Origin of the sequence: Pseudoalteromonas sp. SCSIO 43201 (genome assembly GCF_023716725.1) — a bacterium.
In the GTDB taxonomy this organism is placed as follows: Bacteria; Pseudomonadota; Gammaproteobacteria; order Enterobacterales; family Alteromonadaceae; genus Pseudoalteromonas; species Pseudoalteromonas peptidolytica.
The window spans coordinates 1,294,607-1,320,046 of sequence record NZ_CP072683.1 but is presented as its reverse complement, the minus strand read 5'-3'; the positions used below and the strand labels follow the sequence as shown (position 1 = coordinate 1,320,046).

The following is a 25,440-nucleotide window of genomic DNA, read 5'->3' as shown; positions in this document are numbered from 1 at the left end:
TCTGCACTTTTTTGACCCTATGACAAAATTAAACCTGCGTGACAGTATTTTACTACTCACTCTTTTGCCAACCCTACTCGTTGGCTTGCTACTCGGTGGCTATTTTACTATAAATCGCTACGTAGAGCTTGAGGAAATTCTGATTAGTCAGGGGAATCGTATTTCAGAATCACTAGCCATGTCGGTAGAGTACCCGATAAAAAAACAGGATAAGTCCCATCTGCACAGGATCTTAAGCCAAGCTCACAATAAGCATGCACCTTTGGTAAAAAGTATTGCTCTATTTGACGAGCAAAACCAGCTTATCCTAACCAGCAATTACCATAGTGAATTTGACAAGCTGCACTATTTTGGCGAAGTGCAAGCATTGCAAACGACGGTTGTGACGACTCTTAAAAATACATTTGTCTTTTACTCACCAGTAAAAAATCACCTAGCTAAAAAAACAGACTGGCATAGTGCCGAACCTGCAACGCTAGCAATCTTGGTCGTCGAGATCAGTAAAGACCAAGCACTCATTTCTCAGCAGCGAGCATTAATTTTAAGTGCAATTGTTATTATTTTCTCTTTTTTACTCAGTATCATGTTAGCTATGCGTTTATCTCGTATGCTTACCAAGCCCATTGCCAGCTTAATATTAGCCACTGATAAACTCAATGAGGGTAAGCAAGACATCGCTATTAACGAGCCAATGCGAGGTGAGTTTGAGCTACTACGCCAGGGGCTAATTGTCATTGGTAAAAAAATGGCGAATCAAAAAGACGAAATGCAAAAGCACATTGACCAAGCAACCAGTGACTACCGAGAAACATTAGAGCAATACGAAACACAAAATATTCAGCTCAACATTGCTAAGAAAGAAGCGCAAGATGCCAACCGTGTAAAATCTGACTTTTTAGCGAAGATGAGTCATGAACTTAGAACGCCACTTAATGGCGTCATCGGCTTTACTCGTCAGCTCTATAAAACACCTTTAAATAAACACCAAAAAGATTATTTAGATACCATAGAATTGTCGGCAAACAGTCTGCTTACAATCATCAGCGATATTCTCGACTTCTCAAAGTTAGAAGCCGGAGCAATGGAGCTTGAAAATATTCAGTTTGAGCTGCGTGATGCCGTCAATGAAGTAATGACATTATTGGCTCCAAGTGCCCATGACAAGCACTTAGAGTTTTCTATTTCGGTGAACAGACAAGTACCAGATAATTTGATTGGCGATCCAACACGTTTTAAGCAAGTACTTACCAACCTAATCAGCAATGCCATTAAATTCACTGAAAAAGGGGCAATTAAAGTTGATATTAATCATCGATTAATAGATGAATCTCAATCTTCATTACTGGTGTCAGTCAGCGATACCGGCGTGGGTATCGCTCAGGATAAGCAAGACGCCTTATTTACCCCATTTGCCCAAGCGGATACCAGTATTACAAGAAAATTTGGAGGCACAGGACTCGGTTTAATCATTACCAAACACATAGTCGAGGCAATGAATGGCCGTATTACGCTCAACTCAGCACCAGGTCATGGTACATGCTTCTCCTTTAATGCCGTATTTGCATTACCCAATCGGCTTTATAACGATGACTTACCAAGTAAACCTCTTGAGAATAAGCGAGTACTGTATTTTGAACCACAAGAACATACTCACTATGCGGTTGTTTCGCAGTTACAGGCTTGGGATATGCAGGTGACACGCTGTCTCAGTGAAGAGGACTTTGATGACGCACTAGCAAAAGATTTTAATTATGATATTTGTTTAATCGGCTCAATGGCCAGCGTTGATCAAATGCAAACTGTAAAAAGCTACATCAAACAAGCAAGGCAGTCCGCTGATTATTTATACCTGATGGTGAACACGATTTCTCACAACATGCGTGAAGCACTCATTGGTAGCGGTGCCGACGCTTGCCTAAGTAAACCATTAAACCACAGAAAATTGTGTGAAATGTTAGCTGCTCCTTATCGCCTAGACCATCCCGATATGAGCGCCAACGAAATTGAAACTACCAACCTACCATTGAAAGTGCTAGTGGCAGATGACAATGACGCAAACTTAAAGCTGATATGTACGCTCTTAGACGAGCAAGTAGAAGCTATAGACACTGCCCACAATGGTGCTCAAGCAGTGAGTCTATGTAAATCAAGAAAATATGATCTGATATTTATGGATATTCAGATGCCGATTATGGATGGGATCAGTGCTTGCAAAAGTATTCGTGAATCATCTCTCAATGAAGATACTCCCATTATTGCAGTCACGGCTCATGCCTTAGCAGGTGAAAAAGAAGAGTTACTAAAAAATGGTTTTAGTAACTACATGACCAAGCCAATTGATGAAGATATGTTAAAGCAGATCATCTGCGACCATAGCACCTCATCTCCCATTGCAAGGCAAAAAAATAATGAACATGAACGGCACAGCGTCCCTCCTTTTGAAAGCCAAGTACTAGACTGGGGGTTAGCATTACAACGCGCTGGCAACAAACCAGATCTGGCGCTTGAGATGTTGAATATGCTGCTCTCTAGTGTTCCCGAGACACTTCAACAACTAGAATCTGCGCAACAGGCTGAAGATGGTGCGACACTACTCAAGGTCATACATAAGTTTCATGGTGCATGCTGTTATACCGGTGTGCCAGCGCTTAAAAAGTTAGCTGAAACCATAGAAACAAGTTTAAAACAGGCTAAACCTCTCAATGATATTGAGCCTGAGCTATATGAATTAGTAGACAGTTTAACAATGCTATTAAACGATGCTAAGCCTAATCAAGTACTATCTTAATGAGGCTGAAGTGAGTGGCATTTGCACCAACCAGCTAGCTAAGTACTTAATTTTTTTAAGAGAAGACCATGACGATAACACCACCTACTCTGCTATCGTCATGGTATGTACATGCAAACTTTGCTATCGAGTCGTTATAGATAAGAAATTTTTAACGCAGTTAGCGTCAAGTTTACTCCTCTAAATTGATCAAGTATTAAGGCTAATTGGTAAAACACGAAAAAGCCCAAGTATCACTTGGGCTTTTTTACGTTAACGCTGATGGCTGAACATCCAGCGCATTTGGGAGTAAGTTTACTACTCGCCTTCTGTACTTTCAGTTTCTTGATTATGTAACTCAAGACTTGCGGACATAGCTGCTTCACGCGTTGACTTGGCAGAATCATTACGAAGCTCATCGATATGATTCAAATAGTTTTGATCAACATCTCCGGTGATATATTGGCCATCGAATACTGACGTCTCAAACCTTGATACTTCTGGGTTTTCTTGGCGAACCGCCGCAATCAAATCACTCAATGATTGATAAATAAGACCATCAGAGCCGATGCTTGCATTAATATCTTCCACTTCTCGACCATGTGCAATTAACTCAGAAGCCGATGGCATGTCGATACCATACACATTTGGAAATCTCACTTCAGGTGCCGCTGAGGCGAAGTAGACGTTTTTAGCGCCAGCTTCACGCGCCATTTCAACGATTTGTGCTGAAGTTGTACCGCGTACGATAGAGTCATCTACCAACAGCACATTTTTACCAACGAATTCGCGGTCTATTGCGTTCAGTTTACGACGCACTGACTTTTTACGCATTTCTTGACCAGGCATGATGAATGTCCGACCAATATAACGGTTTTTTACAAAACCTTGGCGATATGGCAAACCTAAAACAGAAGCAATTTCTAGGGCAATGTCACACGAAGTTTCTGGGATAGGGATAACCACATCAATGTCTTTATCGCCCCATTCACTGGCAATTTTCTCTCCAAGCTTAGTGCCCATGTTAACGCGCGTTGCATAAACTGACATCTTATCGATATTCGAATCTGGACGAGCAAAGTATACAAACTCAAAAATACACGGTGCTAGAGTCGTTTTCGCAGCGCAGATCTGTGAGAAGAATTCGCCGTTTTCAGTGACATAAATTGCTTCGCCAGGGGCAACGTCGCGGACAAACTCAAATCCGTCAATCGACAATGCCACACTCTCAGAGGCAAACATATACTCTGTGCCACGCTCGGTTTCCTTCTTACCAAACACCAGCGGTCGAATACCATGAGGGTCTCTGAATGCCAAAATACCGTGTCCAATAATCATCGCGATACTTGCGTAACCACCAGATACAACAGACACCACCTCTGTTACCGCGGTAAACATATCTTCCGCATCTAGCTTCATCTTGTCTGTTTTACCGAGCTCATGGGCTAGGATATTCAGCAAAATCTCTGAATCAGAAGTCGTGTTGACGTGACGGCGAGCTTGAGTAAACAAACGCTCTTTTAGCTTTTCAGCATTGGTTAAGTTGCCGTTATGAGCAAGCGCAATACCAAATGGAGAGTTGACGTAAAAAGGTTGTGCCTCTGCTGAGCTTGAAGAACCCGCTGTAGGATAACGTACATGACCAAGGCCGATGTTGCCTTGAAGTCGTTTCATGTGTCTAGTATGAAATACGTCCTTCACTAGACCGTTTGCTTTTCTCAAGCTAAACGTATTGTTGTCAATGGTAATAATGCCAGCCGCATCTTGGCCACGGTGTTGCAAAACAGTTAAGCCATCATAAATCGCCTGATTAACAGGTGATGTTCCGACTATCCCAACGATACCACACATTAAAAATTTCCTCGCCGATTAACGGTTTACCGAATTTAAAAAACTGGAACTATGCTCAAGGTAGGAAAAAAACCACTCGATCACAAAACCAAATTCAGGAATTAAGTTTGATGATTTCCACCATTGCGTACTTGGCGCGTTGGTAAAAGCATCAAGGAAGAAGAGTAAGGCGCTAACGACTAACACGCCTCGAAGTGCACCGAATACGATCCCGATGATCCTATCGGTACCCGAGAGACCAGTTCTTTGAACCAGTTCACTCAAGACATAGTTAACAAGCCCACCTAGCATCAAGGTCGCAATAAAAAGTATGGCAATTGCGGCTGCATTTCTTAAAAGGGGTTCTGAAATGAATGTTAGGAAGGTTGAGAGATATTGATAGAACATGCTGGAGATGAAAAATGCGCCGATCCAAACAACAAGTGACATCGCTTCTTTGACGAAGCCTCGAAGCAAGCCAAAAAGTGTCGATAAACCAACAATGCCTGCAATGGCGTAATCAACCCAGATCATAGTAACCAATAAGTCGTTAATGTGGGGCGCATTCTAAAAGGTTTGGCAGCTAAATACCAGATCATTTTGTTACTTCAAATTGCGTTAAGCGGCCATTTAATTTAGTTAATTTCTTTAGTTCTGGTAACTTAGCTTCAAGTTCTGCTTTATTTAAAGAAGGGCCTACAAACACTTTTGTTAGTGTTCCATTTGGTGTTTTGACTGGTTTTGTAAACGCTTTAAAACCATTTCCGCGTAATTTGTTAGTTAACGCATCTACATTCGATTTGTGAGAAAAGCTGCCTAACTGAATTACGTACGCCATCTTTGAAAAGTTCGATGTCTCTGGTCGGGTAAGTTTAGCCACTTCTATTTTATCATTGCTAAGCACTCGTTGTGGCTCACTTTGCTTGAGAGTGTTATCCGCTTGCAGTTCTTCTGTGCGCTCTTTCGCGCCACTACTCTCAAACTTTTCATCGTCTGCAGGAACATTCTCAATATGCTCCTCAGTTAGCTCAGGTGCTAGTGCGGCTTGCATATCGAGCTTTTCTTGTAAATCTATGGTTTTGAACTCAGGCCTGTCAGGGATCGCTTGAAAGCCCTCTTTATAATGGACTTTTTCGCCGTCTAGAATATTTGGAATAAATATTATCGCCGCAACCACAACAATACTCGTCCCTACCAAGCGATTTATAAATACTGAGTTCACTACTATACTCTCTACTAAGTGTTAATTCTCGAATGTTATTTCAAGTTGTTTTGCCAATATGTCATTGCCTGAGCAACGGTCAAGAAGGAACCAAATATGACTAAAGCTTGATCCTGTTTTAGGCCGTGAATTTGCGCGTTCAATGCACCTTCCACATCATCATATATTGTAATTTGCTTATCCGTATCAAGTAATGGCTTAAGGTTTTTTGCGCGCTCCCCTCTGGGACCGTGCAACGACGCTAGACTCCATCTGTCGACATAGGGGGTTAGCGTTTTTAATACACTGGCTTTATCTTTATCCGCAAGCATAGCCGCTAAGGCATGAATTTTAAACCCTTTTTGCCGAAGATGTTGTAACTTAGTCGCTAAATACCTAGCTGACTCGGGGTTATGTGCGACATCAACATACACTAAAGGAAAAATACTAAGCTGTTGAAAGCGTCCTTCAACCTGAATTTCACTAAGACAACATTGCACAGATTCAAAGCTGGGTAGTAAATCAAGTGTCGCTAAGACAGTGAGCGCAGTTGCCACATTCTGGGCGGGAATATTGGGGTTATCAAAGTACCAATCATTGTCAAAATATTGCCACCTAAATTGCGACTCTAGCTGCGTAAAGTGAAAGTCTTTGTTCGCAAGTACCATTTTGGCTGCTATTTCTGTTCCGTAGTCAGTAACCGAATCAGGTATATTAAAATCACCAACGATAGCTGGCGTATTGGCACGAAAGATCCCTGCTTTATGGTAACCAACAGACTCTCGGGTGTCCCCTAAAAATGCTTTATGGTCTAAGTCAATGGTGGTAATGACCGATGCAACAGGCATCACGATATTTGTAGCATCATTGCGCCCACCTAACCCCACCTCTAACAGTATATAATCAACATTACAACGCTTAAAAATGCTTAACGCACCTAAGGTGCCAAACTCAAACTGAGTGAGCAAAGTATCGCCACGCGTATCGTCAATTTGCTTAAAGGCATCGATATGATATTGCTCGTCGAGCTCGACACCATTAACTCTGACACATTCTGTATATCGAATTAAATGAGGAGAAGAGTAAGTTCCAACAGAAAAGCCTTGATTAAGCAACAAAGCTTCCAAACAACGCGCTGTGGTACCTTTACCGTTTGTACCACCAATCAAAATGATTTTACTGAATGATTCAAGCAGACCGACTTGCTCAGCAACTTGAGTAATTCGCTCAAGTCCCATGTCAATCGTGGCGGGGTGAATAGCTTCTAAATAACAAAGCCAATCATCAAGGCATGATGATTGGCTAGGCTGTTTAACTGTCATGGTTTGAATAGCTCAATCTGAAAAATTTACGCTACTCTATGCTCTTGTTCAGTAGAAGGCAAGTCCATAAACTTAGCTAAGATACGCGCTAACGTATCACGCATTTCACGACGGTCAACAATCATGTCGATGGCACCGTGCTCAAGTAAAAACTCACTACGTTGGAAACCTTCTGGTAGCGTTTCTCGAACCGTTTGCTCAATAACGCGAGGGCCTGCAAATCCTATCAATGCCTTAGGCTCAGCAACGTTAATATCCCCAAGCATAGCAAGTGATGCAGAGACTCCACCCATTGTAGGGTCTGTCAATACAGATATGAATGGCAACCCACGTTCACTCATCTTAGCCAATGCAGCACTCGTTTTAGCCATTTGCATAAGCGACATCAACGCCTCTTGCATTCGAGCACCACCTGAGGCTGAAAAGCAAATTAACGGCATATTGTGTTCAAGACAAACGTTAACTGCGTCAACGAATCGAGCACCTACCACCGATGCCATAGAGCCACCCATAAATGAGAACTCAAAAGCAACCGCTGCTACAGGAATACCTTTAACTCGACCTTTCATCGCTACAAGTGCATCTTTTTCGCCACTGGCTTTTTGCGCTTGAACAATTCGATCTGAATACTTTTTGGAATCTTTAAACTTGAGCACATCTTTTGGTTCATGCTCTATTCCCAACTCTTGACGATCTGCATCATCTAAAAGGCTTTCAAGGCGCTTACGTGCTGTGATACGCATATGATGATCACACTTAGGACACACACTTAACGACTTTTCTAATTCTGCTTTGTATAGGATTGAATCACAATCTGTACACTTCGCCCAAACCCCTTCTGGGATCTCTTTTTTACCAGAAGATTTCGTGGTTTTAGGTAAGATCTTTTCTAACCAACTCATTTGCAACTCTCTATCGTGCTTTATTCTGTTCCGTCAGCAAAGACAGACATCTTTTCCCAATTAAATCATGATTTAGCTATAGGTGATATAAAAAACTGGTCTTAAGAGTATAAGGTAGTACCTAAATATGACCGTTATACCAGCGCTTCCGGCAAAAATAGAGGCCCTAAAGGCATTTTTTCTATCTGCCACTGCTCAGGATAATCTACGTCAACCAAATAAAGACCATTGGGTTTTGCCGTCGCACTTGCTAGCGTACGATCTTTTGCAGCCAATAATTCAGCCATCCAACCTGGCTCTTGCTTGCCAACACCAATATCCAGCAAACACCCTGTTATATTACGCACCATATGGTGTAAAAACGCATTGGCTTTAATGTCAATGACGATATATTTACCTACGCGTTCCACTTCTAAGTGATGGATATTACGAAATGGCGTATTAGATTGGCAATGCACTGCCCTGAAGGATGTGAAGTCTTGCTCTCCAATCATGGCAGGACATGCCGCTTTCATTCTTTCTACATCAAGTTCATGATGGAAGTGCGTTACACCGCTGCGTAAAATACCTGGTCGATATGTATGATTATAAATGACATAACGATAACGACGAGCAGTTGCAGAAAAGCGTGCATGGAACTCTGGGTGTACCTCTTTAGCAAACCGAACGGCAATATCATCAGGGAGCTGTGAGTTCATACCCAATGTGAATGCACTCATGTCTCGAGCCGACTCAGTATCGAAATGAATGATCTGCCCAGTAGCATGAACACCAGCATCTGTGCGCCCTGCGCAAGTGATCTCAACCGGATGATTACAAATATTCGAGAGCGCTTTTTCTATTTCTTCTTGGACACTGCTAACGTGGCTTTGTCGTTGCCACCCACTGTAATTTGCCCCATTGTACTCAATGCCTAACGCTACTCGCATACTATTTCTATCGCAACCTATAACAAAAACACCATTTTATGCGATTGCTGGCTTTAATTAAAGCGCTGAAGTGAAAACCAGTACCTGCCAAAAACACATCTTGTTATTTGGCAGGCCTTAAGGTGGCAGCCTAATCACCGTTTCCGCTAACTAGTAAGGCTAGATTTAAGCGCTTTAGCTTCTGCTTGAACAGAGTCAGGACCATTGTCTATCACGTCGTCCAGCGTAGAGATTGCAGAATCATAATCTTGGATCTCAATATATGCTTTGGCTAAGTCCAGTTTGGCAGAAAAGCCCTCGTCTTCTAAATCAACATCAGTGGTGTTTTCACCCGCCAGTAACTCATCAAAGTCACCTAGCCCAACATCCATATTCGCACCAACATAAGGCTCTTCATCTGAGACTAAATCATCGCTTTGCTCCAGCAACTCCTCTATTTCCAAGTAGTCACCCTCACCAATCTCTTCCATAGGAGCGTCTTGAGGGTCATGGGCTTCGAGTTCATCTTGCAATAAGCTATCAAAATCAACTTCAAAATCTTCACTATCATTGGTGTCGAAGGTAGCTGGTTCATCAAGTTCACTCAATAGTGCATCAAAGTCCTGTTGAGTAAAATCGGCCATAAATTCTTTTTCAATTTCGGCTTCATCAACCTGCGGCACTTCAACTTCCGAGTCAGACTCACTTAGCAATGTATCAAGTTCGTCCCCATCAGCCAGTTCAGTGATCACCTCTTCAAACGGAGCAGTTTCGTCATTTATGAGGTCTTCTTCGTCAAGCGTGTCTGACGCTAACTCAACTTCGTCTTCAAGTAACGTGTCTTCATCAAAGTCAGCTTCTAGCTCTGGGAGTATCTCCGCGTCATCTTGCGCTGCGTCTTCGTCAAGCGCAGTTGGCACGTCAGGTGCTGGTGCTTCTTCGGCTTCGTCCTCAAGCAACGCCTCGTCTTCAAGTAACGTGTCTTCATCAAAGTCAGCTTCTAACTCTGGGAGTAGCTCAGCCTCATCTTGCGCTGCGTCTTCGTCAAGTGCAGTTGGCACGTCAGGTGCTGGTGCTTCTTCGGCTTCGTCCTCAAGTAACGCCTCGTCTTCAAGTAAAGTATCTTCATCAAAGTCAACTTCTAACTCTGGGAGTAGCTCCGCGTCATCTTGCGCTGCGTCTTCGTCAAGTGCATCAGGTGCTGGTGCTTCTTCGGCTTCGTCCTCAAGTAACGTTTCGTCTTCAAGTAAAGTATCTTCATCAAAGTCAGCTTCTAGCTCTGGGAGTAGCTCAGCCTCATCTTGCGCTGCGTTTTCTTCAAGTGCAGTAGATACATCAGGTGCTGGTGTTTCTTCGGCTTCGGCCTCAAGTAACGCCTCGTCTTCAAGTAAAGTATCTTCATCAAAGTCAGCTTCTAACTCTGAGAGTAGCTCCGCGTCATCGTGCGCTGCGTCTTCGTCAAGTGCAGTTGGCACATCAGGTGCTGGTGCTTCTTCGGCTTCGTCCTCAAGTAACGTTTCGTCTTCAAGTAACGTGTCTTCATCAAAGTCAGCTTCTAACTCTGGGAGTAGCTCCGCGTCATCTTGCACTGCGTCTTCGTCAAGTACAATTGGCACGTCAGGTACTGGTGCTTCTTCGGCTTCATCTTCAAGTAACGCCTCGTCTTCAAGTAACGTGTCTTCATCAAAGTCAGCTTCTAACTCTGAGAGTAGCTCCGCGTCATCTTGCGCTGCGTCTTCGTCAAGTGCAGTTGGCACGTCAGGTGCTGGTGCTTCTTCGGCTTCGTCCTCAAGCAACGCCTCGTCTTCAAGTAAAGTATCTTCGTCGAAGTCAGCTTCTAACTCCGAGAGTGGCTCAGCCTCATCTTGCGCTGCGTCTTCGTCAAGTACAGTTGGCACGTCAGGTGCTGGTGCTTCTTCGGCTTCATCTTCAAGTAACGCCTCGTCTTCAAGTAACGTGTCTTTGTCGAAGTCAGCTTCCTGATCTGATAATGGTTCAGCTTCACCCGGTGAGGTCACTTCTTCAAGCTCTGGAAATGCGTCTTCGATTTCAAGATCTGCATCACTCGTTAGCTCATCATCAAGGTTTCCCTCAATATCAAAGTTTGAATCGCGTTGCAGCGCTTCAGAGAGCGCTCTTTCAGTCTCTGTTTCAATATCTGTTGTAGCATCTTCCCCAAGCTCTAACTCAGGATAGCTATCTAACTCAACGCTTGCTTCGAATTCCTCTTCTGAGAGATCTTCATCTTCATTCAAATCAACTTCATCAGAAAGCGGATCATCACCAAGTTCGATTTCTACTTCATTATCAACAAGTTCATCATCAGCGCTTGGATCTAGATCTAATTGTTCCTCGGCTTGAAGCTCTTGAAGTAATTCGTCAACGCTCTTTAGCTCTGGATCTTCAAATTCACTGTTGTCATCAGCTTCAGCGTTTTCTTCATTAAACGCCTCTTCGTTAGCCAAATCAGATAGCAAATTATCTTCGCTTTCTTCAGGAGACTCGGGAATTACTTCTTCATCATCAAGTATACCACTTAAGTGACCTTCCTCTGTCCTGTCAACAGGCTCATCTAGTAAGTCGTCGATGTCATCGTTTGCATCAACCTCTGATTCATCTTCAAGCTCAGGTTGAGGCTCTGCTAATGGTTCATCCAACAAGTGGTCGATGTCATCGTTTGTATCAACCTCAAGGTCGTCTTCAAGCTCAGGTTGAGGCTCTGCTAATGGCTCGTCCAACAAGTCGTCGATATTATCGTTTGCATCAACCTCTAATTCATCTTCAAGCTCAGGCTGAGGCTCTGCTAATGGTTCATCCAACAAGTCGTCGATATTATCGTTTGTATCAACCTCAAGGTCGTCTTCAAGCTCAGGTTGAGGCTCTGCTAATGGCTCGTCCAACAAGTCGTCGATATTATCGTTTGCATCAACCTCTAATTCATCTTCAAGCTCAGGCTGAGGCTCTGCTAATGGTTCGTCCAACAAGTCGTCGATATCATCGTTTACATCAACCTCTGATTCATCTTCAAGCTCAGGTTGAGGCTCTGCTAATGGCTCGTCCAACAAGTCGTCGATATTATCGTTTGCATCAACCTCTAATTCATCTTCAAGCTGAGGCTCTGCTAATGGCTCGTCCAACAAGTCGTCGATATCATCGTTTGCATCAACCTCTAATTCATCTTCAAACTCAGGTTGAGGCTCTGCTAATGGCTCGTCCAACAAGTCGTCGATGTCATCGTTTGCATCAACCTCTAATTCATCTTCAAGCTCAGGTTGAGGTTCTTCTATAGGCTCGTCCAACAAGTCATCGATATCATCGTTTGCATCAACCTCTAACTCATCTTCAAGCTCAGGTTGAGGCTCTGCTAATGGCTCGTCCAACAAGTCGTCGATATCATCGTTTGCATCAACCTCTAATTCATCTTCAAGCTCAGGTTGAGGTTCTTCTATAGGCTCGTCCAACAAGTCGTCGATATCATCGTTTGCATCAACCTCTGATTCATCTTCAAGCTCAGGTTGAGGTTCTACTGATGGCTCGTCCAACAAGTCGTCGATATCATCGTTTGCTTCAACTTCAAGTTCATCTTCAAGCTCAGGTTGAGGTTCTACTGATGGCTCGTCCAACAAGTCGTCGATATCATCGTTTGCTTCAACTTCAAGTTCATCTTCAAGCTCAGGTTGAGGTTCTTCTATGGGCTCGTCCAACAAGTCGTCGATATCATCGTTTGCATCAACCTCTAATTCATCTTCAAGCTCAGGCTGAGGCTCTACTAATGGCTCGTCCAACAAGTCGTCGATATTATCGTTTGCATCAACCTCTAATTCATCTTCAAGCTCAGGTTGAGGCTCTGCTAATGGTTCGTCCAACAAGTCGTCGATATCATCGTTTGCAAGTATATCCGGTTCTTCTTCTAGCTCTGGTTGTGATTCATCTTGTGCTTCGTCCAACAAAGCATCAATGTCATCGCCTGCGAGCATATCTAGCTCTTCTTCCAGCTCTGGTTGTGATTCATCTTGTGCTTCGTCCAACAAAGCATCAATATCATCGCCTGCAAGTATATCCGCCTCTTCTTCTAGCTCTGGTTGTGATTCATCTTGTGCTTCGTCCAACAAAGCATCAATGTCATCCCCTGCAAGTATATCCGTCTCTTCTTCTAGCTCTGGTTGTGATTCATCTTGTGCTTCGTCCAACAAAGCATCAATGTCATCCCCTGCAAGTATATCCGGCTCTTCTTCCAGCTCTGGTTGCGATTCATCTTGTGCTTCGTTCAACAAAGCATCAATATCATCAGCATTGATTAAACTTTCGTTTTCAAGGTCACCATTGAATTCAGGCTCTTCATCCAATGCACCATCTAAAATGGAGTCAATGTCATCGTTAGTTTCTGCACTGACTTGTTCATCAGCTAGTTCTTCACTCAATGCAGCCAGCGCATCATCACTAACGTCGACCTCCTCATCCTGAGGCTCATTAAAGAGATCGTCTAAATCACCGTCACTCAAGATATCGTTGCTATCGTCAACATCTAGAGGGATCTCATCGCTAGAGTCCTCGAAGCTTTGCTGCATAAAGTCTTCTTCATGACTGTCGTCAAACGAAATATCTTCATTTAGTAAGCTATCAAGTTCATCTTGATCTAGTGTATCGTTGCCATCTTCAAAATCATCGTCGAGAGAGTCAAATGTGATCTCATCATCCTCTGGCAGTATGTCATCATCCAGTTGTACACTACTTCCTAAAGTATCCTCATCACCGACACCAATATCTAGCGGATCCGGCTCTGCTGCAAATGTCGCGGCAGCTGCTGTGGCTGTGGCTCCTGCAGCAGGTGTGCTTGGTAAAAACTCATCATCATCTTCAGCTTGAGGTGCTTGATTTTTTCTGCGCATAAACATGATGAACCCAGCAAGCGCCAGTAGTGCTGGTAAAGTCGCTAACAACGCAATACCTGGCATAGAACTGAAGAAATCTCCCAAACCGTCGCTTTCCTCAGCTTTTGCCTGCGCGGCCTGTTGTTCAATCATTTCATTTTGCAGGTCAATTACCGCTTTAAGTTGTTGTTGTATTTCACTATCTTTACCAAGCTGAGTTCGTACTGTTTGAAGCTCTGTGGAAATCGCACCAAGTTGCTGCTTCAACTTATTATTTTCTGACAGGATCTCTTCTACATTGCGCACTGAAGATTTGAACTCTTTTTGTAAGTCCATCAACCGCATATCTTGCTCCATTTTTAAAGAGCGTAATTGGTTGGTTAGGTCTTCTTTTGCTTCTTCAACGTCGACTTTGCGCGCTTGTGTGACTTTTTTATCCGCTTGCTCTATCGCATTAGGGTTTAGCAGCCCTTTGCGTTTCATGTCCCACAGCCTATCGTCCTGATCGGATTTTTGCTTGGCAAGCGTAGGATCTACGCTGCGGATTTCATTAATGGTTGGAATGCGCAGGTAGGTACCGTACTGCATGTGGTTGAGGTTTTTATCTAAAAATGAGTTCGGATTCTTGTCATAGAGGGCCTTCATCACTTGATAAATAGTGACTGAATCGTCCGGACGCACTTTTTGTGCTATTCGCCATAGTGTATCCGTGGGTCTGATAGGCCCTATAGATCGACCTTGAGCCCCGTAATCAACCCCTTTAGGGCCCTTTAGCACTACCCCCTCTTGGGTGTATACCGGTGTTGCAAGTAGTGCGAATACAAAGATACTAAAAAAGGCTAAACCGCGCATGCCGATCCTTTACTCAAATGTTTAACACTCGTTAAACGACATTTTATTATTATGGCTTTGAAGCAAGCTCTATTCCAAATGCAAACTATAAACCAGTTACACCTGAATATCCATTGCAACGTATTGAAAGTTAACATGGTTGTAATGCTTTTTGCTGATATAGAAAAAGCATAATATAGAAGAAGAATAGTCAACTAATTGACTTTTCGGCAAACTTATTGGCATAAGTTTGCCGCAATGGTCAGCTATTTTAAAAACTTTAAGGGGGGGACCGGCTTAACAAAGCACCTTAAAGATAACTTTCAATCAATGCTTCAGCTATTTGAATACTATTGGTTGCCGCACCTTTTCTAGTATTGTCAGAAACAACCCATAGATTAAGCCCTAGAGGATGCGAAATATCTTGTCTTACTCGACCCACGTATACAGTATCATTACCGCTTGCGTCGCTGACCGGTGTTGGGTAATCGGTTTCATCTTCAATTAACTCAACACCAGGTGCATCCGCCAGTAACTGCTTTACATGCTCTAGATCAAAAGGCATACGTGTTTCAAGGTGAATAGCCTCGGCGTGACCAAAAAATACAGGGACACGAACTGCTGTTGGGTTTACCAACACGCTAGAGTCACCTAAGATCTTTTGAGTTTCCCACACCATTTTCATTTCTTCTTTGGTGTAGCCATTTTCTTGGAAAGCATCAATCTGTGGAATAACGTTAAACGCAATTTGTTTCGTGAAAACTTCATTTTCCATTGGTCTTGCGTTCATTAAGTTAGCTGTTTGCTTGGCTAACTCATCAACAGCTTCTTTGCCTGCCCCTGATACCGCTTGGTACGTTGACACATTTATTCTATCGATGCCATACGCATCATAAATTGGTTTGAGTGCAACCAACATCTGAATTGTAGAGCAATTTGGATTAGCGATGATGTTACGATTTCTAAAGTCAGCTAAGCTTTCCTTATTAACCTCGGGAACAACTAATGGTACGTCAAAGTCATATCTAAAGTGAGAAGTATTGTCTATCACAACACACCCAGCTTCCGCTGCAATCGGCGCGTACTTTTCTGATACCGAACCTCCGGCAGAAAACAGTCCAATATGCGCATTCGCGAAATCAAAAGTTTCAACATCAATGACTTCTACTTTTTCACCTTTAAAGTCAATCTCTTCACCCGCACTGCGACTGCTCGCCAACGGATAAAGTGTATCCACTGGAAACTTTCGCTCTGCTAATAGTTCTATAATCTGCTTACCAACAAGACCTGTTGCCCCAAGCACCGCAACATTAAATTTTTGCGACATTGTTCTTCCTCAATTCTGTAATATACCAATCAAGTTATTAGCTGCTGCACTTTGAAAAGCCAAGCTGATAAAGCTTGTCACTGATTGGAGAGTCATCATTTAATTCAATTGTACTAAATTCTCGGCGCACAGGATATGCTTTACGCAAAGCATCAAACCCTTGTGAAGTTAAGTTAGCTCTCATGATGCCATCATCGCGACGGACGTCATACACCAGATGTACCAAATTTAGTAAGTCGTTCTCGTTTGCTGTATCTTGCAGCTTACATGCAGTAACACTAGGCTTAGGTAAAAAGTCAGTTATCGTTTTTTGTGGTTTAAGATTTAGCGTATTACAAACCGCTTCATATAGCATTTGTGTACCACGCGCTTTGCCTTCGAGTGTATGGCCAGCAATATGTACAGTGGCAAAACGTACGTATGGTAGTAGTGATTGCAAAATATTAGGCTCATTCTCCCACACGTCCAGTACCAACTCTAACGCCTGCCCGCCTTCTAGCGCCCTTAATAAAGCTTGGTTATCAATAACATCACCACGACTTGCATTGATTAACACCATACCAGGCTTTAATGACGCAATTCGTGCTTCATTCAATAAATGTATGGTTTTATGCTCACCATTTTTTACAAGTGGAACGTGAAATGAAACAAAATCTGCGGCCTTGAGTGCATCATCAAGCTCGATATGAGAGTCCAAACTGCCGTCTTGGTATCTTAGCGGGTCGCACAGCAATACTTTAAGGCCCAACGCGCCAATTTTTGCAGCTAAACATTTACCAATATTCCCAACCCCGACAATAGCAATGGTTTTCCCTTGCAAGGAAGTGCCGCTTTCTTGTGCATAGGCCATGATAGCGCTAATCACATATTCTGCCACTGCAATCGCGTTACACCCAGGTGCACTGCTAAATGCGATACCTGAGCTTGCCAGTAATTGTGTATCGATGTGGTCAATACCGATAGTTGCTGTACCAACAAACTTAAGTTGCTTGGCCTTTGCTAACAAGGCTTCATTCACCTTAGTCACTGAACGAGTAAGGAGAATATCAGCATCGCTTAATTCTTCTGGGCGCAGGTTGCGGCCGTCAAAACGGATAACTTCACCAATATCTGAGAAAAAAGACTCTACCAGGGGCATATTTTGATCGGCTAATATACGCATCGGGGTTCCCTATAACCAATTTTATCAAGTTCAAGTGCGAAAACTGTTCACTGACGGGAGTCTAACATGGCAAGGTAGGTAACTAATAATAAAACCTTTTATTCTGAGCTACTTCCTTATTGCATCCAAATGCGATCGCAAAAAACATCACACAACATACAAACACCACCGCACCTTTAAGACTTAACCAACCACCAGAGTCAAGTAAGGGACAAAAGGTCATCGCGAGTACATTGATACAGCATAACAAAAGTGCCCATCGAGTGTATGAACGATAGCCAATCAAGGCTGCAAATAAGCTACTAAAAACATTAAAAATTACAGCTTCTGGAAGTAAATGAAAAGCCGCTAACATCGCAACGAAGGCTAAAATAATAATGAGGCAAAATATACTCTGTTGCATCTTGTTTCTCCTTAACATAGACAACAACTATCACCACTTTACTCGAGAAGTCAGTGGCAAAATGAAAGATAAATCAGTTACCAACTGCTCTACTAAAAATGAGCAAGTAATACCAACACCGAAAAAGTAGATGACACTATTTTGCTGTTCCTTTGCAGTCCATCAATACATTACTTTTCAGATAAGGCACTCCAAAGTGTAGAAGCTTTATAATAGATTTCAATATCAACCTTAGATGAAGTTTTGGCAATTATAGTGGACAGAACTAGGGATTTTTTGAAAGAAAATTCATGTGCATTTTCGCCACATTGCACTACGTTACTTACACTTCAAAAGTATCTAACACTACCGAAGTTAAAAATACTGCTGGTTTTACGGTGATTTTCAAATATGTGTGGCACACGTAAATAAATTGTCACAAACAGACTGCAATTAATTAATCGTGATGATATCAAGACGCTTGAAATATCAGCGTTAACCAGCTAGTCTAACTGGGTGGTCAGACCTCTTATAAGGAAGAACAACATGACACTTATATTTGTTCTCGCTTTGATTGTCTTGCTCAGTGCAGCAAGTTATCATCGCGCAAGCTGGAATACCGCTATCGGGATTGCAGCAGTTACTATGCTCGTTGGCACCTTTGCGGGTGCATTCGGCATTATCTCTTGGTTAATTTTCTTAGCGATTGTTATTCCGCTTTCAGTAACGAACCTGCGTCAGCAGTACATCGTGGCTCCGGCATTTAAAGCGTTCAAAAAAGTTACGCCAACAATGTCAGAAACGGAAAAGTCAGCGATTGATGCTGGTACTACGTGGTGGGAAGCCGACCTATTTTGTGGTAACCCAAACTGGGATAAACTTCATCAGTTTCCAAAGCCACGCTTGAGCGTTGAAGAGCAAGCGTTTTTGGATGGTCCAGTTGAAGAAGTGTGTGCCATGCTTAACGATTGGGAAGCTACGCACGAGCTGACGGACTTACCGCAAGACGTGTGGCAATACTTAAAAGACAACAAGTTCTTTGCGATGATCATCAAAAAGCAATACGGTGGTCTTGAGTTTTCAGCTTACGCGCAATCTTGTGTACTACAAAAGCTTACTAGTAAATCAACTTTGCTATCGTCTATCGTGGGCGTACCTAACTCGTTAGGCCCAGGTGAACTACTTCAGCACTATGGTACTGAAGAGCAAAAAGAACATTACTTACCTCGCCTAGCAGTGGGTGATGAAATCCCTTGTTTTGCATTAACGTCACCGGAAGCAGGCTCTGATGCTTCATCTATCCCTGACTTTGGTGTTGTGTGTAAAGGCGAATGGGAAGGCAAAGAAGTGCTGGGTATTAGCTTAACGTGGAACAAGCGTTATATTACCTTAGCGCCCGTTGCGACTGTACTTGGTCTGGCGTTTAAAATGCGTGACCCGGACGGCTTACTAGGCGATAAAGAAGAGCTAGGTATTACTTGTGCCCTGATTCCTACTAACACACCAGGTGTAAAAATTGGTCGTCGCCACTTCCCTCTAAATGTGCCATTCCAAAATGGTCCAACACAAGGTGAGAACGTATTTGTACCACTCGATTTCATTATCGGTGGCGCAAAAATGGCAGGACAAGGCTGGCGCATGCTAGTTGAGTGTTTGTCGGTTGGTCGTGTTATTACGCTTCCTTCAAACTCTGCCGGTGGTATTAAATCTCTTGCAGTGGCAAGTGGTGCGTATAGTCGTATTCGTCGTCAATTCAAACTACCTATTGGTAAAATGGAAGGGATTGAAGAAGCACTTGCGAAACTGGGTGGCTACGCGTATAGCTCTGATGCTGCGGTTACCATGTCAACTGGCGCGGTAGATTTAGGTGAAAAACCTTCAGTAGTTTCTGCCATTTTAAAGTACCACCTAACCGAGCAAATGCGAGCTTCCACCATCCATGCTATGGATATTCATGGTGGTAAAGGAATTTGTCTAGGTCCAAACAACTACGTTGGCCGTGGTTACCAAGGTGCACCAATTGCAATTACGGTAGAAGGTGCAAACATCCTAACCCGTAACATGATCATCTACGGTCAAGGCGCTATTCGTTGCCATCCATTTGTACTGGCTGAACTTGAAGCTTGCTCTATCAAGGATAAACAAGAAGCGCTTGACAGCTTCGACAAATCCCTGATGGGTCACATCGGTTTCACCATGTCGAACTTGGTAAGAACTAAATGGCTAGCACTGACCGGTGCACGTTTCACCAAAGTACCATTTAACGATGAAACCGCAGTTTATTACCGTAATGCTGCCCGTTACAGTGCATCTTTGGCATTAATGTCTGATATTTGTATGGCTGTATTTGGTGGTTCACTTAAGCGTAAAGAGCGTATATCTGCACGTTTAGGCGACTTATTAAGCTACCTATACTTGGTTTCAGCAACGCTTAAGCGCTATAACGATGAAGGTCGTCGTAAAGAAGACTTACCGTTTGTGCAATGGTCTTGTCAAGAGCACCTATATCTTTGCCAACGTGCCCTTGCTGACTTAATTAACAACATGCCTTCTGCTGCATTACGTGGCTTATTGAAAGTGGTATTGTTCCCATTTGGTCGTCCGGTTCGTAAACCAACCGACAAAATGGAGCATAAACTTGCTCAGCTACTTCAAGTACCTAGCGAAACCCGTGACCGTCTTGCAACACACATCTACTTAAAAGACGAGCCTCTGTGCTTGCTTGGTAAGCAAGAACAAACGCTAAAAGACATTCTTGCCGTAGAGCCTTTATTTGAAAAGGTATGCCGTGGTACTGGTAAAAAGTTACCGTTTATGCAGCTTGATAAAGTAGCAGCAATGGGGCTTGAAGCTGGCGTACTAAGCGAAGACGAAGCAGCGAAATTAACTGCCGTTGAAGCAAAACGCCTTGCCGTTATCAACGTTGATGACTTTGACCCTGAAGAATTACTTGCTGGTAAAGCGAGAACCAAAGAGTCAGCTAAGGCAGACGCAGCATAACTACTTTTGTTTATTAGGTAGTATAAACCATACTATCAATAGCAATTAGCGTGGATAAAGGTCAGAGTTTTCTGACCTTTTTTCTTGGCAGATTATACCAATTTGACTTAATACTTGCTCAATTTGAAGGAGTAAATCTGACGCTAACAGCGTTAAAAATTTCTTATCTTAGAACAACTAAATAGCAAAATTTTTGCCTTGCCTACAAGGATGTAGGTACCTTGGCGATAGCAGGATGCGGTAGCGGGGTTATCGACAAGATTTTCTCGCCTCAACATAGACCACTTAATTAAGAAAATTGGTATTAGAGCCGGGGGAACACAGCTCTAGTGATTTAAAATAAATATCGCACCTTAAACGTCACTAAGTCTTGCACTGGCTGTTGCCATAAATCGGCAACACTACCAAACCAATCTCTGCGCCCGACCTGAGACTTTTCAAGTGTCGAAAAGTTTGCTCCTCCTCGTTGATACACTAAAAAAATGTCTGAATATGCCCCCATTCGATAACGCAGTTTTATCTGGCTCGCCAAGCGCCTATCGTCAAAACTCGTGTCACCATGAACTTCGCGAAGATCACCATTGGTAAGTTGATAAATTTTCTTACTTCGCGCTTCAAGTACCGTCCACTGTAGCGAACCACTAAGCTCAAGGTTGTCAGTGATCCGGCCATTAAATTCAAATTTATTGGAAAACTCATCTCTGTCGTATTCACTCAAGCGGTTGTGCCCGTTTGCCATTAGCCAGCCATCACCGCTTCTAAAGAAATTACTCAACTTAAGGTTCCAGTTATAATGTGGCATCCACGTCAAATCCACGGCGTACTGCTGTACTGAGCCTGATATTCCCTCTTGGTCAAGCTCTATACTTGCAGCCCAAGAAAAATCTCCTACATAAGGGCTTTGATAAAATACCCGAGACTCCGTACGACTTGGCATTTCAAACATCTCTGTGCCTCGCCCTAAATTATCTTGTTTACCGCTAGTGTAATAATCTAGACCGAGATTGAGCTGACCACCATTTGCCAGCAAAAACTGTGCTAAATATGCTTGTCTGGCCGCTAAGCCTGTTCCTGCATTATTTTGCTCATGTCTTAATGTGAGTGACTGCTTTAATCTGGTAAACCAGCTGTCTTTTGGATGTATTGAGTATTCACCATAAAGCTCACTCACCTGCCAGTCGTTTCGTTTCATATAGCCGAGATCACGATTATCAAATTCGTCATCCACTGCAAAGTAGCGCGCAGCGAACTTTGTCTGTAACGACTGTTGATACTCCGCTTCTAGCGATACACCTTCACCTGTAACACGTTGCTTTTGTGTATCTACCTCAGTTTGTAATACCGCACCTTTGAAAGACCAAGTATCACTACGATACTGGCCATCAAGGGCATAACTTGTGGCATCACGCTCAAGAAACGGTCTGTCTGTTTTGGTTGCAAGCACACCAGCCTGCCAATCTTGCGTGCGATAATTAGCTCTTGCGGCAAAAAACTGCTTACCGATATCACCCGAAAAGTCCGACTCAGACACAACAAAAGTACCAAATTGTACCGACTTACCTTTATGTACAAATCGTAGCGCGGCATCTATGGGGGTGATTGCACGTGTACCATCATCACTTGATGCCCCTATACGACGGGTATGAATAAGCTTAGTGCTTTCAAGTGCAGCAACTTCAAACAGGCTGATATCTTGGGTAAAAAATGGACGTTTATCGGTGCGAAGCGTTTCCACGGCCGAATAATTCACATCAACATCATCGATATCCACCTGGCCAAAGTCGGGATTCACGGCAAGACTTACCTTCTGATGATGAGAAGGCTTGTAGAATAAATCAAAACCAACATCGGACTGGTGCTGGCGCTCGGAAGGCGAAGTGCTTAGAGGTGCAAATTGAGCTTGATGCGCAAAGTAAGGCACAAATGCCAATTGAGAATGTGCGGGGATGTGTGCTGCGATCTTTGGCATAGACAAGAAAAAGTCGTTGTTTGCTGTTGTATCCTCATGGTTTGCATAGATAAAATTACTTTTAAGCTCATATAATTGTACCGAAACCCCAATGTTTTTAAGCCCCTGCTCATCTCCCGGCTGAAACGACACGGTATGCCAAGGGATCAATAATTCTGTGGTCCAATACGTATCGTCAATGTGATTAGCATAGTGCCAGTCCCCATCCCAATCGTAATCCACGTTTAAGCTCGGGGTTACAACACCATCTTGCGAGCCGCTACCTAATGTCACCGAGAATTGATATGCGCTGCTGCCGTCACCTGAAAAGTCCACAACTACCCGATTGAAGTCAGCTTGCATAAAGCGGTCATGGATATTGAATTGTCGCTTACGCTCGGCTTTATGCTGGAAGTTTTTAATACCAATATAAACACCGTCGGTGGTTGCAAAGGCTTTTGCTGTAATTTTGTCATTGGCAGATGCCAAAGTTACAGGCACAACCTGAACAAATTGTTCAAAGTGCGTAGCAGAGCCCCACTGCGCTTCATTTAACTTACCATCAATCACGATAGGTTCCGCAAGTACAGCTCCTGCCATCATGGGATAACTTAAACCAAGCCAAAATTTATTGCTTTTATTCATACATACTTTCCTCAGAGTTATGCCTGCTATTGCAACAAACTTTGCCGTAAAAAGTTCTTAACTTTTTCTGAAGAAAGCTGACTTAACCTTTATAAACATTGACTTAATCTTAAGAAACGCTAACGTTATAGGAACAATTGGCTTTGATTATTGAAATTGGTACTCAGCGTGCAGGCACAGGAAGTAGAGATGGTTTGTTTTGGACATTGGCAGTTTGATCTCCAGCAAGACTGCCTAACGCATAGGCAAAGCCAAGAAACCGTAAAACTTGAGCCACAAATGGCAAGGTTACTCGCACTTTTTATTGAGCATCATAACGAAGTACTAGAGAAATGTTGGCTTACTGAGAAGCTATGGCAACACGCGGTTGTCGAACCTAATAGCCTGTATCAGCTACTGACTAAACTGCGAAAAGTGCTTGGGGATGACCCTAAAAATCCGATTTATATCAAAACTATCCCCAAACGGGGTTATCGCTTTATCGCGCCACTTACAAGCCATGATAAGGTGTCTCAGCATACGATAAAACCCGTAAAAACAATAACCAAGTCCCACTTTTTCTCTTTTAGCGCCGTTGTTATGGCAGTGTTATGCTTTGGCGCAATCGCCTTTTTTAATCAAACACCGACTGAAAAAACACCATCACGCTACGAAACCTCGAGCCTTAGCCATGATCTAGGCCTTGAATTTGACGTTGATGCCCACCAAAGCCAAGATCTCATCGCCTACATTAAAGATTTTACTCACCTTGTGATTGCCAACAAGCAAGGCTATCAGTTAAATGCACACCATTTCGACTCTCGTATTAGTTTTCCAAGTTGGAGCCCCGACTCAGATAAGCTGGCGTTCTGGCAATATCAAGACAGTGGCTGTCAACTTCACGTGATGACTGCTGCGGGGCAATTTTTCCACAGCTCTCAAATTATCCCCTGTCAGGTTGGTACTAAACCTGTCTGGAAAAATGATAAGGAACTTATTTTAACGTTCGGCCAATACAATGCCAAAGCAGCGCACCTTTACCGGCTAGAGTCCCATCAAATGGTCAAACTGCCACTCGCTTTGGCAGCCAATGAGCAGTTAAAAATGGCAATTCGAGGTTGGGGAGGCAAAACCTATTACTTAGTGCAAGATAAACAGAGGCTGGCAAGACTTCAAACACTCGATGGTACGGTTCATATAAAATGGCCTGTCCCTGTGACTTCCGTGGCATTTGATATTTATCATCAAGCCGTGATTGCGAGTCAATATGGCAGCTTGTCACGGCACTTTAGAGACGGTGACATTCAGGCTATAAAAGAAACGGAGATTGGCCTCTATACAAGCTTTTCGAGCGATCAACATGGGGATATTTTTGCCGCATTAGAAAGCTTCCAAGTTAATATTAAAGACCGGGACAACCTCCCCTTATTTTCAAGCTCAAGCATCGATTACCTGCCACTGACCAACAGCTTGGGGGAAACCGCATTTATGTCTAGGCGCAGCGGCGTATGCGAGGTGTATCTTTATCGCGATGATAAAATCAGCCAGCTTTCTTTTCATCAGGGACATGAGTACGTTGGCTTTTTAGTATGGAGCCCAGAGCTAAACTATTTGGCCTCAAACCGTGATAACGATTTAGTGATATACGACCGAAAACGTCCACTCACTCAGTTCGACTCTCAACTGAGTCAGCCAGTCAGAAGCATGGGCTGGATTGATGAACAGACACTATGGGCTTATGACGGTGAAACTTTAAATCAATACAGTTTGTCTGGGGCGCTTATCAGTAGCCATCAAAGCGCAGCGGATTTTGTCTTTTATCACCCCACAAGACAAACTTGGTTTGTGCTACAACAACCCCTACTGCTTGAGTACGAAACGCTCTTCGAAAGCGACGCAGAAGCAATAAATAAATATTCGCTAAGTCAAAAACAAACTAATCAATTTAGTAACTTAAGAATTCGCGGCAACGACATCTATTGGCAATCTGCTTGGTCAAAAAAGGACTACATTTGGCAACTCACATTGATGCCAGAGCAACAGCCTAGACTTAAAAAAGTAGGCCACCTGATCTGGCACTACGATATCGACGCCCTTGGCAATCTGCTCATCGCGAGAATGGAGAGTATCGAAGGCGATATCAAAAAACTGACTCGCCTTTCTGAAGCTACGAACTAGCAGTTGGTATTATACCAATTTGACTTAATACATACTCAATTTGAAGGAGTAAATCTGACGCTAACAGCGTTAAAAATTTCTTATTTAGAACAACTAAATAGCAAAATTTTTGCCTTGCCTACAGGACGTAGGTACCTCGGCGTGAGCAGGACGCGGAAGCGGTGTTATCGACAAGATTTTCTCGCCT

Annotated in this window: 14 protein-coding genes; 3 read left to right on the top strand and 11 right to left on the bottom strand. The window is 43.2% G+C overall.

Annotated elements, in window-relative coordinates:
- Positions 1-19 precede the first annotated feature (19 nt).
- Positions 20-2,788, top strand: coding sequence for a two-component sensor histidine kinase BarA (barA, locus tag J8Z24_RS05595; RefSeq protein WP_128730349.1), 2,769 nt, complete (start codon positions 20-22; stop codon positions 2,786-2,788).
- Positions 2,789-3,085: 297 nt separating this feature from the next.
- On the opposite strand, the gene purF is transcribed toward barA, so the two are convergent.
- The 10 genes from purF to J8Z24_RS05545 all read right to left on the bottom strand — a co-directional run bounded on the left by purF (position 3,086) and on the right by J8Z24_RS05545 (position 17,524).
- Positions 3,086-4,618, bottom strand: a complete 1,533-nt coding sequence (purF, locus tag J8Z24_RS05590) for an amidophosphoribosyltransferase (RefSeq protein WP_128730347.1) — start codon at positions 4,616-4,618, stop codon at positions 3,086-3,088.
- An 18-nt stretch (positions 4,619-4,636) separates the two neighbouring features.
- Positions 4,637-5,131 (bottom strand): CvpA family protein, encoded by a 495-nt coding sequence (locus J8Z24_RS05585; RefSeq protein WP_125254267.1) that lies wholly within the window; start codon positions 5,129-5,131, stop codon positions 4,637-4,639.
- Positions 5,132-5,192: 61 nt separating this feature from the next.
- The gene (locus tag J8Z24_RS05580) at positions 5,193-5,819 is read right to left on the bottom strand and encodes an SPOR domain-containing protein (RefSeq protein WP_176031908.1); all 627 of its coding nucleotides are present in this window, start codon (positions 5,817-5,819) and stop codon (positions 5,193-5,195) included.
- A 35-nt stretch (positions 5,820-5,854) separates the two neighbouring features.
- Positions 5,855-7,120 carry a bifunctional tetrahydrofolate synthase/dihydrofolate synthase gene (gene folC / locus J8Z24_RS05575; protein WP_252095458.1) on the bottom strand — a complete coding sequence of 422 codons (1,266 nt, stop codon included), beginning with the start codon at positions 7,118-7,120 and terminating at the stop codon, positions 5,855-5,857.
- A gap of 26 nt (positions 7,121-7,146) precedes the next feature.
- On the bottom strand, positions 7,147-8,022 hold the full coding sequence (gene accD, locus J8Z24_RS05570; protein WP_252095457.1) for an acetyl-CoA carboxylase, carboxyltransferase subunit beta: 876 nt from the start codon (positions 8,020-8,022) through the stop codon (positions 7,147-7,149).
- A 134-nt stretch (positions 8,023-8,156) separates the two neighbouring features.
- A complete protein-coding gene (truA, locus tag J8Z24_RS05565) occupies positions 8,157-8,951 on the bottom strand; it encodes a tRNA pseudouridine(38-40) synthase TruA (RefSeq protein ID WP_125254459.1) in 795 nt (264 codons plus the stop codon).
- Positions 8,952-9,097: 146 nt separating this feature from the next.
- Positions 9,098-14,653, bottom strand: coding sequence for a FimV/HubP family polar landmark protein (locus J8Z24_RS05560; RefSeq protein WP_252095456.1), 5,556 nt, complete (start codon positions 14,651-14,653; stop codon positions 9,098-9,100).
- Between the two features lie 289 nt (positions 14,654-14,942).
- The gene (locus tag J8Z24_RS05555) at positions 14,943-15,959 is read right to left on the bottom strand and encodes an aspartate-semialdehyde dehydrogenase (RefSeq protein WP_125254197.1); all 1,017 of its coding nucleotides are present in this window, start codon (positions 15,957-15,959) and stop codon (positions 14,943-14,945) included.
- A gap of 37 nt (positions 15,960-15,996) precedes the next feature.
- Positions 15,997-17,121 (bottom strand): 4-phosphoerythronate dehydrogenase, encoded by a 1,125-nt coding sequence (locus J8Z24_RS05550; protein ID WP_147391040.1) that lies wholly within the window; start codon positions 17,119-17,121, stop codon positions 15,997-15,999.
- An 82-nt stretch (positions 17,122-17,203) separates the two neighbouring features.
- Entirely contained in the window at positions 17,204-17,524 is a 321-nt protein-coding gene (locus tag J8Z24_RS05545) for a DUF6419 family natural product biosynthesis protein (protein WP_125254195.1), read from the bottom strand.
- 525 nt (positions 17,525-18,049) lie between these two features.
- On the opposite strand from J8Z24_RS05545, the gene fadE reads away from it, so the two are divergent.
- A complete protein-coding gene (fadE, locus tag J8Z24_RS05540; RefSeq protein ID WP_128732444.1) occupies positions 18,050-20,503 on the top strand; it encodes an acyl-CoA dehydrogenase FadE in 2,454 nt (817 codons plus the stop codon).
- A 334-nt stretch (positions 20,504-20,837) separates the two neighbouring features.
- Here the strand turns inward: fadE and J8Z24_RS05535 are convergent, their stop codons facing one another.
- A complete protein-coding gene (locus J8Z24_RS05535) occupies positions 20,838-23,096 on the bottom strand; it encodes a DUF5916 domain-containing protein (protein ID WP_252095455.1) in 2,259 nt (752 codons plus the stop codon).
- Between the two features lie 189 nt (positions 23,097-23,285).
- Here J8Z24_RS05535 and J8Z24_RS05530 point away from each other — a divergent pair, with 189 nt between their 5' ends.
- Positions 23,286-25,253 carry a winged helix-turn-helix domain-containing protein gene (locus tag J8Z24_RS05530; RefSeq protein WP_252095453.1) on the top strand — a complete coding sequence of 656 codons (1,968 nt, stop codon included), beginning with the start codon at positions 23,286-23,288 and terminating at the stop codon, positions 25,251-25,253.
- Positions 25,254-25,440 lie beyond the last annotated feature (187 nt).